Raw genomic sequence first — 13,610 nt, 5'->3', positions numbered from 1 at the left:
GCAGTGAGTTGCCAGTTTCAATCCAGATGAACCATTTTATCGAAATTAAGAATTAAAATCAGTTGCATCATATCTTTGAGAATGCTTATTAATTTCGAAGACCCATCGCCCCAAAATTTTGAACCCGCGTACCGGCTTGAAAGGTCGTTTGATGGCATCTCGCCTGATCGCCCGCATGACGCATGCCTTGATACTGCTGTTCGTCGTTTCTGTCGTCGGCTTTGCCTTGCTGCGTTTGATGCCCGGCGATTTTGCCGAAATCCTGCTGATGGCGCAGATGGATGGCACCCTGCCCGACGCATCGCAGGTCCAGCAGTTCGCCGCAAGCAACGGCCTTGATGATCCCCTGCCCCAGCAATATGCCCGATGGCTTTTTGCGTTACTGCAGGGCGATCTTGGCAAGTCCTTCATCACCGATGAACCGATCATAAATGATATCGCCCTGCGTCTGGGTCAGTCGTTGATACTCGCGGTCCTATCCCTCGTCACCGCCCTTGCGATTGCGATTCCGCTGGGTGTGCTCTGTGCGCGCTACCCCGGAAGCAAGATCGACCGGATCGCCGGCATGATCAGCGTTATCGGCATGTCGATCCCCAATTTCTGGTATGCGCTGTTACTCGCATTGCTGTTTTCGCTTGTCCTTGGCTGGTTGCCAACCGGCGGGCATGGCACGTGGGCGCATGCGGTTTTACCAACCCTTGTGATTGCGACCTCGGTTGCCGGTGTTTTGTCGCGTTATGTGCGGGGCAGCCTGCTTGAAGAACTGTCGAAACCCTATATCCGCACCGCCAAGGCCAAAGGTGCGAGCCGGTTACGCACTGTTTTACGCCACGCAATCCCGAACATTGCGCCGGGACTTCTGACGTTTTCAGGCATGCAGTTCGCGCGGATTTTTGATGGCATGATCATTGTCGAAACCCTGTTTGCCTGGCCGGGCATCGGGCGGTTTCTGGTGGAATCACTTTTGAACCGGGATTACCCCGCCATTCAGGCCTGTTTCCTGCTTGTCGCCGCATCCTACATTCTGGTCAATCTGGCGGTTGATATTGCCATTGCCCTATACGATCCGCGCACCCGGGAAATCGTGTAATGCAAAAAATGTCCTTTACCCGCGGCAAGCTATTGGGCACCTCCCATCATTGGCGGGGCTATGCCACCTTTATGATCGCTGTCATCCTTGCGGTTCTGATCCTGCCTTTTTTTGCCCCGCACGATCCCCACACGGTGCAATTCCTGTATCGGCTCAAGCCGCCCAGTTTTGACTATCCGCTTGGTACCGACGCCATGGGCCGCTGTGTTTTGTCGCGGTTACTTTATGGCGCGCGCCTGACCACCGCATCGGCGATGGCCGTTGTGGTCTGTGCATCCCTGATCGGCAGCCTGATCGGTGCGATTGCCGGTATGGTTGGCGGCGTTCTGGATCGCGCGATGATGCGGTTTTGCGAAGGCATGTCGGTTTTTCCGGCCCTTGCCATTTGTATGATTATTGCCGGGACGCTCGGATTGGGGCTTAAGGCCGTCATCATCGCCCTGATGTGTGTGCATTGGACCGATTACGCACGGGTTGTGCGCAACGCGGTGATCGTCGAACGATCCAAACCCTATGTCATGGCCGCCGTTGCTCTTGGCGCACGACGCCACCGCATCGCCGTCCGCCATATTCTTCCAAACATCATCGGGCCGCTTTTGACCTTAAGCGCCTATTCCATGTCATGGGCCATTCTGGCGTTCGCCGGGCTGAGCTTCCTTGGACTCGGGGTTGAGCCGGGCACACCGGAATGGGGTTTGATGATTGCCGAATCTCGCAATTACTTGCGTGACTATCCGCGTCTGGTGCTTGCACCGGGCCTGACCATCGCGGCCTTCGTCGTGGCGGTCAACCTGCTCGGAGACATGTTGGGAGACCGTTTCCGGGTGCGTCAGATCAACTACCTTCATTAAATAGAGACAGTAAGATGATCAAAAGAACACTTCTTGGGGTTGCCATCGCAGCACTTGCACTGGGCACTTTTGGCGCCACATCGCAAGATGCCAAGGCATCAGACGACAATACCCTTATCATTGGCACCATGTGGGAATCACAGCCCCTGGCGATGAAGCCGCGCCGCTCAAGGTTTTTCAATGAAAGCGAAATCCTCGATACGCTGGTAAAGCTTGATTACGACCTGAAACCAATCCCGGGGCTGGCAACGTCGTGGGAACGGGTTTCACCAACAGTCTGGCGTTTTAACCTGCGTGAAAATGTTGTTTTCCATGACGGCACCAAACTGGATGCCGAGGCGGTCAAATTCTCGCTCGAACGGGTGGTTGCATTGCTGCCCTATGCGGCCGATCTTTTGAACATCAAATCCATGACCGCCGTATCGCCGCTGGTTCTCGAAATTGAAAACACCGAACCCTATGCCGCCCTGCCCAATCAACTGACCGATGCGATCACCGTGGTTTACGCCAAATCGTCGTTTGATGAGGCCGGCGAATTCGTCAAACCAGTCGGCACCGGCCCGTGGAAATTCGAAGAGTACCGCAAACAGGACCGTACGATTGTCACCCGCTTTGACGGCTATTGGGGTGAAAAACCGGCCCTTGAAAAGATCGTCTATCGCTATATCCCCGATCATAATTCACGAACTCTGGCGCTTGAAGCAGGCGAAATTGATTTTGTCACCAACATGCTGCCATCCGATGTCAAACGTCTGTCGAAGGACGCGGATTTCAAGGTTTACGAACAACCAACATCCGGCCTGTATTACGGCGCATTCAATGCCGGTGACAAAAGCCCGCTTTCCGATGTGCGCATCCGCCGTGCGGTCAACGCGCTGGTGGACCGTAACCTGATTGTCGAAGGTGCCCTTGATGGCATAGGTGAACCGGCATGGGAATTCTTTGCGCCCGAATTTGACTGGGCCCCGCAGGCCGACAGCAAATACAGCCTCAACCCGGAACGGGCCGCCTCGCTTTTGACCGATGCCGGGTATGAAAAAACCGACGGCAAATGGACCAAGGATGGCGAGCAGCTGACCTTGCGGATTCTCAGCTATACCTCGCGCACCGAAATGCCAATGATCACCGAAGCAATGGCTGCCCTTTTAAACCAGCAAGGCATTGCCACCGATGTTCAGATGTATACGTGGGGCGGGATGCTTGATCTGGTCAAACGCGGCGAATATGACATTTCCGTCGTGTTCTGGACCCCGGAAATGACCGGCCACCCGGACCTGCACCTGAAATCACAATTCCATTCCAAAGCAGGCCTGAACTATCAATTCTGGGAAAACACCGAATTTGACGCCGCTGTGGATACGGGCCGCACCCTTGATGCGGGCACAGAGAAGGATGCGACCTATAAAAAGGCGATGAACATCCTGCATGACGATGCCCCGATTATTCCGCTGGTGCATAAGGTGTTTGTCGTGGCCGCGACCAAGGATGTTAAGGGCTATCGCATTCATCCGTCCGGCTTCTTCTTTGATTTCAAAAACGTTTCGAAGTAATCCGCACTGTTCCACCTCCGGCAACCGCCGGGGGTGGTTTTCGTCTTTCCCGCAACATCGCAATGAGCCAACCGATGGGAATTTGCCTTTTTATAAATCCGATCAAGGGGGCGGGTGATGATTTGCCCGATATCGGATCGCATGCCCCCAATACCGCCTTTGTCGATCAATATGATCTGGACAAGACCGATTTATCGCAATTTGCGGCCCTAATCTTGCCTGCGCATATAGATCAACGCTTTGTGGGCACCCGATCCGATCAGATCACAACATTTCTCGACCAGGGCGGAACGCTTGTTTTTAACGGACATGTTGCCTGGCCGATGCTGCCAGAACTAAAACCGTTCGTCCCCCTTGAACGTCAGTCGCTTGAAAATCTGATGATCTATCGCGTCAATCACCATCCGGTGTTTGACGGCGTTGATTGCAATGACCTCACCTTCAAACGCGGTGTCGCCGGATTTTATGCCCGTGGCAGCAACCCGCCCCCTGATGGCGCCATCCCTCTTCATGTTCTGGGCAAAGAACAACTGGTGTGTGACTGGCTATATGAACGCCCCAAGGGCGGGCGGATATTGATGCATTCGGGCAATGATCTTTGGATGTATATCGGTTCGCAAAACAGTACCTCGCGCATCGTCCCGCAACTCTGCGCTTGGGCAGGAGGGGAATGATGGGCAAAATAGCAATCATTGATACAGGGACCTATTACCATCACCGGGTTATCCACGAAGACCGCTTTGGTCATTTTTTTGATCAGGCAATCTATATCCGTGATCTGTGTAAGACGAATTTATCTGCCATCACCACCCTGATTGTGCCATGCCGGACCGACCCGGCCCATTTGGTCGCCCATCGCAAACTGTTTGCCGATTTCCTAAATGACGGCAAAACCGTTGTCGCGATGGGATCGACAGGACCAGACAAATGGCTTGATGATATCAATTGGCGTTTCACGCCGACCAATTTCTGGTGGTGGAAAGAAGGCGGGTCCCTGAACCTTGAGGTCGCCGAACCGGAGCATAGCCTGTTTGATTATGTCAAACTTGCCGATGCAACCTGGCATCACCACGGATTACTGACCCCACCCGCAGGAGCCACATCCCTGATCAATGCCAACAAGGCCGGATCGATTTTCTATGATGACCGGGTGACTTCGCCGGGGCGGAAAATCGTCACCACCCTTGATCCGATGTATCACCACGGCAACCATTTCATGCCCGCAACCAGCCGCTTTCTTGACGGGTTCCTGCCATGGCTTAAAAGCCAGTAACAGTCCCGAAAGCACTGTAAAACCTACAATCCGCACTCAGTAACTACGGGTGCGGATTTTTCGTTTCGCAGATGGAACATGCATATTACGGTCAAACAATAAGCCTTATTAAGGTCACTCAGTAAGCCAATATTGCTCTGCCGTTTGATCGTTTTTCGGACCAATACCCGGGTTATCAAGATCAATCACACGCCGGTCAGACTGGCGAATGTAATCCATTGCTGCGGCGATAGAAGGATCAGAACGGAAGTATTCGTTAAACGCCCCGCTGAAAAACGCGTTCTGAAAACCCTGTTCCAGCAAGGAATGCCGGATTTTATCATTCTTGCCGACATAGGTGAAAAAATCATACTGATATCGCAACAACAGTGTTTTCTCGACACGCAACCCGGCACGTTTGAGTTGCTGGATCCGGTCTCTTTTAAGCGCCTCATGCACCGCCAGATGCATCATGTCAAACCGGTCGTTTTCCAGCATTGAAACCAGGTTGTTTTGCGGTGCCTCTGTCACACACAGTCCGGCATCTTTCAGAATTGCCGTATCAACCCAGCCCTGCCCCGAACCGATGCAAAAAGCCTTAAGGTCCTCCAGCGATTTAACCCTCATCAGGGATGCCTGTGTGTCCGCCCGAATGACAAACAGGCGATACCCCTGCAAGCCACGGGTAATCGGAAAGTCGACCTGAAGGAACTCCTCGCTGAAATCAGGGTTATACCCGGCAAAGATGACATTGATCTCACCGCTGCCCAGCATCGTGAGTGCGCGCGTTTGGGTTAAACGCTCAACCGATAGAATTTCTAACTGATGATCCCCGGGGGCATTTGCGATGGCCAGCCGGATGGCACCGATCTGAAAGGCAAAGTTATCCTCAGAACCTCTTGGGACAGCCATGCGGAACGTCTCAGCAGATGCAAGGGGCACCATCGCAAAGCTAAGAAGAACCAATATAACAACGCCGCCGATGAGACGGTCGAAACCTTTTCGCATATTTTTCAAACACCAATACAGCCAAACAATCCTACGCAATAGGTTGTGCGGCGTTGGCAAAAGATAAGGCCCCCAGAACGGTAATGCTCATTTTTTTACTTGACCGTTTGTTATGATATAACATAACAAATAACCAACCTTATATGCTCCCCCATAACCGGACCGGATCAATGCAAAACTTTCCTTCCACTCTTCGCCGTCTCCTTCTCGCCTCTCCACTGCTTGTGGCACCCTTCGCGGCGCAGGCTGCCGATGCACCATCAGTTGTTGCCACCCTCAAACCGATCCACGGCATCACAAGCGCGTTGATGGATGGCGTTGGGGAACCCACTTTGCTGATCGATGGGGCAGCCTCCCCGCATGCCTATTCGCTGCGCCCCAGCGAAGCACGTGCTTTGCAAAATGCCGATCTGGTGATTTATGTGTCGCACAGCCTCGAAAGTTTTCTGGAAAAACCTTTGGCAACCTTGTCGGTTAACAGTCATCAGCTTGAACTGATTGATGCCCCCGGCCTGACCTTGCGCGACATGCGCGAAGGCGGCAGCTGGGAAGCCCATAGCCACGACCACGGCGCACATGAGGATCATGAGGAGCATGGTGAAAGTGACCATGACCATGATCATGAAGTCGATCACGAGCATGATCACGACGCGCACGACCATGAAGCCGATCACGAGCACGAACATGCCGACGGACACGATCACGATCATGACGCCGATGAACATCATCACGATGAACACGAACATGAACACGGCGGAATTAACCCGCACATCTGGCTTGACCCGGTCAATGGTGCGGCCATCGCCACCGCCATCGCCGATGAACTGATCGAAATTGATGCGGCCCACGCAGAAAATTATCGCGAAAACCTCAAAAAGCTGCTTGCCAGTCTCACCGTGCTTGGCAATGATCTGGGCGACAAGCTTGCGCCGGTCCGCAGCACGCCTTATGTGGTTTTCCATGATGCCTATCAGTATCTGGAAGCTGGCTTTGGCCTGAACGGGGTCGGCTCCGTGACCGTGTCGCCCGAACAGAAGCCCGGAGCCAAACGCCTCCATGAAATCGAAGAAAAAATCCGCGACACTGGTGCCGTCTGTGTCTTTGCCGAACCGCAATTCCGCCCCGCAATTGTTAAGGCGATTGTTGCCGATACCGGTGCACGCATTGGCACCCTTGATCCGCTGGGCGCAAACATCCCCAAAGGCCCGGACGCCTATCAGGCCATCCTTGCGCAAAATGTCGACGCCCTGGTCGACTGCCTTGGCAACGGTTCGTAATACGGGTTTTGCAATGCTGGTCGCGGGCTTTGTGCTTGCGACCAGCACGCCCGCCTCCGCCCATCCTCATATCTGGATTGATGCCAACGCCGAAATGGTGTTTGAAAGCGGCAAGCTGACCGCCATCAAAATGCACTGGGTGTTTGATGACCTGTTCAGCATGACGCTGATTGACGAGTTCGATAAAAATTTCGACACCCGGTTCTTTGGCGATGAAAACACCACATTGCGCGACAATGCCTTTGTCGCCCTTGGCGAAGTTTCATGGCTGGCACATTTACGTAAAAACGAAGTTCTTCTGCCCTTTACCCAAACGCGTGATTTTACCGCCGACATCACCGATGACAGGCGGGTGACTTATGATTTCACCCTCGTTCTAGACGAGCCGCTTGATCCGGTAAAAGATACCATCAGCCTTTCCGTCTATGACGCCGAGTATTATATCGACATCGCCTTCACACAGGTCGATCCGATCGTGTTTACCGGCAACACCGCAACCAGCTGTCACTTTGAAATGAGCGAAGATGAAAAAAACCGCATCTATTTTGATCTGGTGGCGCCAATACGTGCCGACCTTGTCTGCGCCGCACAACATGGCGATAGCGGGTCTTCTGGCGGTCTTGCTCCTGGCGATATGGTCCGGGTCGAGTAATCCGGCCGCGGCCAAGTCGGCCAATCTTCTGGGACGTGGTAACAGCGACGCGGCAACCACCGATACCGCCTCAGCCCCGCAAGATGGGGACAGCTTTATCACCCTGCCGGTCTGGTTATCCGATGTCGTCGGTCAGGTCATCATCATTCAAACAAAACTGAACCGCGAAATCACCGCAACACTTCGCGACGCCAAAAACGGCGACAGCTTCTGGCCCGGCCTGATGATCATTGGCCTGTCATTTCTCTATGGCGTTTTTCATGCCGCAGGCCCCGGTCACGGCAAGATGGTCACCACCACCTATTTCCTGTCGCGCGATGCGGGCTGGAAACAGGGGGTTGCCATGGGCACCCTGATTGCCGGGGTGCAGGCCATCACCGCCATTGTTCTGGTTGGGTCATTGACCCTGTTTTTAAACCTTGGCCCGGCGGCAATCACCCAAAACGGTCTGGTGCTGGAGGCGGTTTCATATGCACTGATCGTTGGTCTTGGTCTGGTGATGTGTCTGCGGATCATACAGGGCCGCGATGATTGCTGTGATCACGCCCATCATGAACATCATTCCCATGACCACACACATCATCACGATGATGGTCATGACCACCACCACAGCCACGCACATGATCATACCGACACGCATCGCCATAATGCCGCCCCCACCGCACAGTCCACGCCATCAACGGCGCGCAATCGCTGGCAAATGATTGCCAGTGGCATTGTGGTTGGGCTGCGCCCCTGCACCGGGTCTATTCTGGTGCTGCTGTTTACGCTGGCCAACGGGCTGTTTCTGATCGGGATTGCGGCCGCCTTTGCCATGGCAATCGGGGTTGCACTGACCATCAGCCTGATCGGGCTGGCCGCCATCGGCATTCGCACCGGAACCCAGCATCTGTTTAATGTCTCCGAAACCACATCGGGCATTTTACGTCGTACGATTGGCTTGACCGGGGCGGGATTGATTACCCTGTTTGGGGCAATGTTGTTACTGGCTTCTGCCCGTCAGTTGGGCTGGCTTTAACACCCACCACAAAAAACAGCCCGCAGGGCCAATGACCTTGCGGGCTGTTGAAATCTGGCGTCGAAAGGCTGTTTTGCCTTACTCGGCGTGAATGACTTTCATGACAAGTTTGCCATCCGGCTTGATCGGGCCGTCTTCTTTGGCACCAAGGGTGTATTCATACACACCGGTTTTCATGCCGCCTGCTTCGGAATGAACCATCAACATCAGCATCTCGCCCGATTTGACCGGTTCCTGAAGGATGGCGGCAACATCCATGTTTTCACCCTTTTTGATCGGCGCATAGCCAACCACCGGGCCCGGTTTCATGTCTTTGTCGGTGCGATGGACAACCAGCCAGCCGTTTTCACCGGCCATGATTTTTTCCGCCGTCACGGTCCCACCCGATACATCCTGATCCATGGCATCGACCATCGGGCCCATTGCCAACGCACCTGTGCTGCTGGCCAGAACGAAACCGGCACTCAGCATCATGGCACCAAGAAAGCCCGAAGTTTTATGTTTCAACGTCATGTGAAGTCTCCTTTGCTTTTGATCTGGAACACGCTTTTCGCGGTTCGCTCATGTCGCGCGTTTCATCGCATACACAGAAGCTACGCAGAGAATTCAAACGGGTTTCAGCAAAGAAGAAATTTTCTGCATTAGGCCCAGGACCTAATGTTCTACCGAAATCAACCGACCATGGATCGCCGGGCCGGTCGGCTGCCCGGTTGGTGAGCCGCCTTCTGGTTCAAGGCTAATACCAAAGGTCGCTGTGCGCAACATCGCCGGATCAAACTGGCCAAGGTTCTTGGTCGTCGAGACAGACGCATTCTGCAAAAGCCCCAAGGACTGTGGCACGGACCCGCTCTGGTCTGACTTGATCCAAAGTTGATAGGTTTTGCCTTCGGGCAACGATGCCTCAACCGGGCGAATGGTCACAGCACGGGTATCAAGATCAATCGTCATCACAAATGCGGGCTGGGTATCGTCGCGGTGAAAGACTGCCACAAGCGGACCATCCTGGACCGGCGCGGCAATATCGGTTGCCAGAACCGCAATGATCAGGCTTGCGGCAATCGCCCCGGCCCCAAGTGCCCCGGAACGCCACATCTTGACCTTGCGCTTCAGGCTGGCGACCTCTGACAAGCTGGCGATGTTAGCGCTAACATTTTGGCCAGCAGTTTCGATCCGGCTTCTGATACTGGCAAACAGATCACATGAGGGAGAAACGGCATCATATTGCGCATTAAGCGGTGACAGCCGCATTTCCCAATCGGTAATCGCCTTATCAATTTCCGGTTCCCGTTCCCGGCGGGCAACCACAGACTGACGCTGTGCGGGCTCAAGCGTGCCCAACACATATTCAGCGGCCAGCATATCAATGTCTTCCCGGTCGGTCATGATCCCAGGCATTCCTTTAACTGTCTTAAGCTGCGATGCAGCCACGTCTTGATCGTTCCAACCGGCTGGGCAAACCGTTCTGCCAACTCGGCCCGAGACCAGCCTTCAAGATATGCCAGTCGGACAATCTGTTGACGGTCGTCTTCCAAACCGTCCAGACAGTATTCCAGTTGGCGTACCTCGTCGGCAAGCACGACCTCATCGAAAACCGTGTCATGTGACACCAGAATTTCAATCTCGGCGTCTTCAATGTCGGATTCGGGCCGTTGGCGGCGCACGATATCAATTGCCCGGTTACGTGCAATCGTTGCCATCCAGGTAATAATCGATGCCCGTCCCGGTTCGAAATCACCGGCTTTCTGCCAGATGCGTACATAAATATCCTGTAACGCGTCCTCGCTTTGAGCACGGTTTTTCAAGATACGCAGCACAACGCCAAAAAGTTTCGCCGACGTAGCATGATACAGCCGCTCAAAGGCGTCCATGTCACCATTTATCGACTGACCAAGCAGCTTTTCCAAATCCCGGGTCGTTGTCATTTTCACCGCCAGCTTCGTGCAGAAAAGACCGAATTCCCTGCGCCGTAGAAGAACAAATACCGGATTGCAAACCCGAGCGACCTTATTCCTACGTTACAAACACCATACTTGATCAGTTCCAGCCCCAAGTCATATAGAGAATGCGTCCTGAGCCTAAGTATCTGAACAAAGAACACAATCAGGATTTAAACTCTGCCGGAATACTTTCGGTTGTTTTGATCAGCGCATCCATCACCATTCGCACACCGGGGGACCGGCGCATATCGGGGTGAACCACAAGCCAGACCGGCTTGCTGATCTCACCTGGCGCGTCGTCAAACACCCTTTCAAGCCGGTCATCAACGTCGGCCATATAGCGCGGTAAAAGCCCAAGCCCATGTCCGGCCGCAACAAATGCCCGAACCGTCTGGCTGTCATCGGCCCTGACCCGTACCGGCAATTGCCGGTTTAGCATCTTCCACACCCAGGCCTGTTGATAGTGGCCAAATGAGAAGCTGCCATCGGCACAGAATTCCCAATCGCCTTCAGGCACGCGCTCTGTATACCCCTTTGCCGCATACACGCCGTAGCGCAAATGCGTCAGTTTGCGCGCAATCAGCCCGCTTTGCGCCGGGGTTGCCATCCGCACCGCAACGTCTGCTTCGCGGCGCGCAAGATTGGCAACCACGCTTGATCCAATGATTTCATATTCAAGATGCCTTTGATCGCGGAGCAATTCGGCCAGCCGTGGCGCAAACAGCAATCGTCCGGCGGCGGGTGGCACGGAAATCCGCACCACGCCATGGGCGGTTTCATCGCCGCGTGCCTGTCGTTCGAACGCCAAAACGTCTTCTTCGATCCGGCCCGCCACCGGCACAAGGTTTTCGCCCGCATCGGTCAATTTCCACCCGGTTGCCAAACGGTCAAACAGATGCGCGCCCAGATGGGTTTCCAATGCTTCGATACGCCGCGCAACGGTTGTGTGGTCCTTGCTCAATCGCCGGGCGGCCCCGGAAAGCGTGCCTTCCTCGGCAACTGCGACAAAAAACCTAAGATCATTCCAGTTCATATCTGTACGTCCTACACTTGCGCAATTTTGCACAACTATAGCGCATTTTATCTAAGTTCCATTGTATTTCTGCGCATGTCAATCTTTGGTCATCGAAACGGCCCACCCCGATCAAGGAGCATGACAATGGCTGTATCACATCAGATCGACTGCAATACCCTCGTCGGGTGTGTGTCGACAAAAACATCGCACGGGAAGATGGCACAACGCCCAACCTCTCGCGCCACGCCCCCCGCTGTTACCAAGGGTGTTAGCGCTATCATCCCGGCGATCGTCAATGCCGCTTTACGGTCCTACAAACGCTATCAAAGCCGCATTGCCCTGAACCGGTTAAGTGATGACCAACTCTACGACATCGGTTTGGAACGTCACAACAACAGCTACGTGCCGCGCGACGAGTACCTCAACCGATTTTAACCAGATCAAAGCGACCTGCGGCCCTGAACCAATGGTAATCGACACGCTTTGATAAGAGCTATCTCCGCGATAGGGGTATTGCGGGGATGGCTAGGCTCAGGACCTAGAATGCCTTCCCTCAAGGCATGAAAAAGGCTCCCTTGAATTTTAAGGGAGCCTTTTTTCAGTCAATATCGGTCCATCGTCAGACCTGAAATTCTTCGGCAATGTTATCGGCAGCCTTGATCAAGGCATCCATCACCAACCGAACACCGGGGGATCGGCGCATGTCCGGGTGAACCACCATCCAGCCTGTTTCACGGCTTTGCCCTTCGACATCGGCATGGATCAGTTCAAGTTCGTCGTCCTTGTCCCCGAGATAGCGCGGCAAAACCCCGACCCCATGTCCCGCGGCAATGAACTGGCGGACGGTTTCGGTTTCATCGGCACGAAAACGGCATGGCAATTCCCGGCCCAGCACGTTGCGCACCCATTCCTTTTTTGATGCGCCGTAAGCGGTATCTTCATAGCCGCAAAATTCCCAGTCCATTTCCGGCACCCGGTCGCGGTAGCCAATCCCGCAATAAAGCCCAACACCCAGTTCGACCAGCTTACGCGTAATCAATCCCGGTTCACGCGGGGTGATCATGCGCACAGCAACATCGGCTTCGCGGCGTGCAAGATTGACCACATTGGCCGCCCCGATAATTTCAAACTCAAGCCCCTTGTGTGCCGTAAGCAATCTGGCCAGACGCGGCGCAAATAAAACACGCCCCGCCACTGGGGGGACAGAAATGCGCACAACCCCGTGGGCGGCTTCATCGCCCTTGGCCTGACGTTCAAAGGTAAGGGCTTCTTCCTCAACCCGTTCAGCCACCGGGACAAGATTATGTCCCGCCGTGGTCAGTTGCCAGCCGCGCGGCAGTCGGTCAAACAGCTTGGTGCCAACATCATCTTCAAGCGCCTCAATCCGGCGGGCGACTGTCGTATGTTCCTTGCGCAGGCGACGCGCGGCCCCCGAAAGGCTGCCTTCACCCGCCAGAACAAGGAAATATCGCAAATCGTTCCAGTTCATACCGACACTTCTATCCGTATTTTGTCGTGTTAATCCGATCATTCTTGCACATCAGATATGCAAAACAACCTTCTTCCTGTTTTATTTTGCATATGACATTGTCCGCCCATCAACGGATCAATTCAACCTGAGACTTCAGGAGGCCACCATGGCACATCAGATTTCTGGAAACGCACCTTTCGACGCTGCAAACGACCCCTTTACCAAACGCATGCCGTTTGGCGCGCTCATGAGCCGCATCGAAAAATATTTCGAAAACAAGCGCAAACGCAAGAACCACACCGATCTTATGAGCAACCTCAGCCATGCAGATCTCGCCGATCTTGGCCTGCAGCGCAAATTTAACGGCACGACCTGGTATCTCGACCGGATATAGGAAACGCTGCCGGTCCTTAAACCCCGGTAAGCCAGTTGCCTGCTCGCATTAAAAAAGGGACCCAAACGGGTCCCTTTTTATTTGTCATACAATTG

At 54.1% G+C, this 13,610-nt stretch carries 16 protein-coding genes; 10 read left to right on the top strand and 6 right to left on the bottom strand.

Translation table 11 applies throughout. The features are described from left to right. The first annotated feature begins 151 nt into the window (after positions 1–151). The 5 genes from COO92_RS17770 (at position 152) to COO92_RS17750 (ending at position 4,764) form a co-directional block, all read left to right on the top strand. On the top strand, positions 152–1,090 hold the full coding sequence (locus COO92_RS17770; RefSeq protein WP_101304338.1) for an ABC transporter permease: 939 nt from the start codon (positions 152–154) through the stop codon (positions 1,088–1,090). Then, on the top strand, positions 1,090–1,941 hold the full coding sequence (locus COO92_RS17765) for an ABC transporter permease (RefSeq protein WP_101304336.1): 852 nt from the start codon (positions 1,090–1,092) through the stop codon (positions 1,939–1,941). The genes COO92_RS17770 and COO92_RS17765 overlap by 1 nt, the downstream gene beginning before the upstream one ends. Before the next feature lie 14 nt (positions 1,942–1,955). Next, complete coding sequence (locus tag COO92_RS17760) at positions 1,956–3,491, top strand: ABC transporter substrate-binding protein (protein ID WP_101304334.1); 1,536 nt, start codon at positions 1,956–1,958, stop codon at positions 3,489–3,491. Positions 3,492–3,565: 74 nt separating this feature from the next. Beyond that, positions 3,566–4,165 (top strand): hypothetical protein, encoded by a 600-nt coding sequence (locus COO92_RS17755; RefSeq protein WP_101304333.1) that lies wholly within the window; start codon positions 3,566–3,568, stop codon positions 4,163–4,165. Further along, positions 4,165–4,764, top strand: coding sequence for a hypothetical protein (locus tag COO92_RS17750; RefSeq protein ID WP_165792396.1), 600 nt, complete (start codon positions 4,165–4,167; stop codon positions 4,762–4,764). Before COO92_RS17755 ends, COO92_RS17750 begins: the two co-directional genes overlap by 1 nt. 114 nt (positions 4,765–4,878) lie before the next feature. On the opposite strand, the gene COO92_RS17745 is transcribed toward COO92_RS17750, so the two are convergent. Beyond that, positions 4,879–5,655: a hypothetical protein gene (locus tag COO92_RS17745; RefSeq protein WP_133125083.1), complete on the bottom strand. Its 777-nt coding sequence runs from the start codon at positions 5,653–5,655 to the stop codon at positions 4,879–4,881. A 266-nt stretch (positions 5,656–5,921) separates the two neighbouring features. On the opposite strand from COO92_RS17745, the gene COO92_RS17740 reads away from it, so the two are divergent. From COO92_RS17740 to COO92_RS17730, 3 genes are read left to right on the top strand one after another with little or no spacing between them, the layout of a single operon-like run. Continuing rightward, positions 5,922–7,028 (top strand): zinc ABC transporter substrate-binding protein, encoded by a 1,107-nt coding sequence (locus tag COO92_RS17740; protein ID WP_101304326.1) that lies wholly within the window; start codon positions 5,922–5,924, stop codon positions 7,026–7,028. Next, the gene (locus COO92_RS17735) at positions 6,988–7,680 is read left to right on the top strand and encodes a DUF1007 family protein (protein ID WP_101304324.1); all 693 of its coding nucleotides are present in this window, start codon (positions 6,988–6,990) and stop codon (positions 7,678–7,680) included. Before COO92_RS17740 ends, COO92_RS17735 begins: the two co-directional genes overlap by 41 nt. After that, positions 7,622–8,698, top strand: coding sequence for a nickel/cobalt transporter (locus COO92_RS17730; protein ID WP_101304322.1), 1,077 nt, complete (start codon positions 7,622–7,624; stop codon positions 8,696–8,698). Before COO92_RS17735 ends, COO92_RS17730 begins: the two co-directional genes overlap by 59 nt. 78 nt (positions 8,699–8,776) lie before the next feature. On the opposite strand, the gene COO92_RS17725 is transcribed toward COO92_RS17730, so the two are convergent. The 4 genes from COO92_RS17725 to COO92_RS17710 form a co-directional block, all read right to left on the bottom strand. Beyond that, entirely contained in the window at positions 8,777–9,211 is a 435-nt protein-coding gene (locus tag COO92_RS17725) for a DUF7282 domain-containing protein (protein WP_022733164.1), read from the bottom strand. A 141-nt stretch (positions 9,212–9,352) separates the two neighbouring features. Further along, positions 9,353–10,081, bottom strand: coding sequence for an anti-sigma factor (locus tag COO92_RS17720; RefSeq protein WP_101304320.1), 729 nt, complete (start codon positions 10,079–10,081; stop codon positions 9,353–9,355). Then, positions 10,078–10,620, bottom strand: coding sequence for a sigma-70 family RNA polymerase sigma factor (locus COO92_RS17715; RefSeq protein WP_101304318.1), 543 nt, complete (start codon positions 10,618–10,620; stop codon positions 10,078–10,080). The genes COO92_RS17720 and COO92_RS17715 overlap by 4 nt, the downstream gene beginning before the upstream one ends. A gap of 178 nt (positions 10,621–10,798) precedes the next feature. Then, a complete protein-coding gene (locus COO92_RS17710; RefSeq protein WP_101304316.1) occupies positions 10,799–11,668 on the bottom strand; it encodes a LysR family transcriptional regulator in 870 nt (289 codons plus the stop codon). Positions 11,669–11,794: 126 nt separating this feature from the next. Here COO92_RS17710 and COO92_RS17705 point away from each other — a divergent pair, with 126 nt between their 5' ends. Further along, positions 11,795–12,085, top strand: coding sequence for a DUF1127 domain-containing protein (locus COO92_RS17705; RefSeq protein WP_165792395.1), 291 nt, complete (start codon positions 11,795–11,797; stop codon positions 12,083–12,085). A 184-nt stretch (positions 12,086–12,269) separates the two neighbouring features. Here COO92_RS17705 and COO92_RS17700 read toward each other — a convergent pair whose 3' ends face one another. Next, positions 12,270–13,139, bottom strand: coding sequence for a LysR family transcriptional regulator (locus tag COO92_RS17700; RefSeq protein ID WP_101304312.1), 870 nt, complete (start codon positions 13,137–13,139; stop codon positions 12,270–12,272). Between the two features lie 148 nt (positions 13,140–13,287). On the opposite strand from COO92_RS17700, the gene COO92_RS17695 reads away from it, so the two are divergent. Next, complete coding sequence (locus tag COO92_RS17695; protein WP_101304309.1) at positions 13,288–13,515, top strand: hypothetical protein; 228 nt, start codon at positions 13,288–13,290, stop codon at positions 13,513–13,515. Positions 13,516–13,610: the final 95 nt, after the last annotated feature.

This window comes from Thalassospira lohafexi (genome assembly GCF_002844275.1).
GTDB classification, from domain to species: Bacteria; Pseudomonadota; Alphaproteobacteria; order Rhodospirillales; family Thalassospiraceae; genus Thalassospira; species Thalassospira lohafexi.
This window is presented reverse-complemented; position numbering and strand designations above follow the sequence as displayed.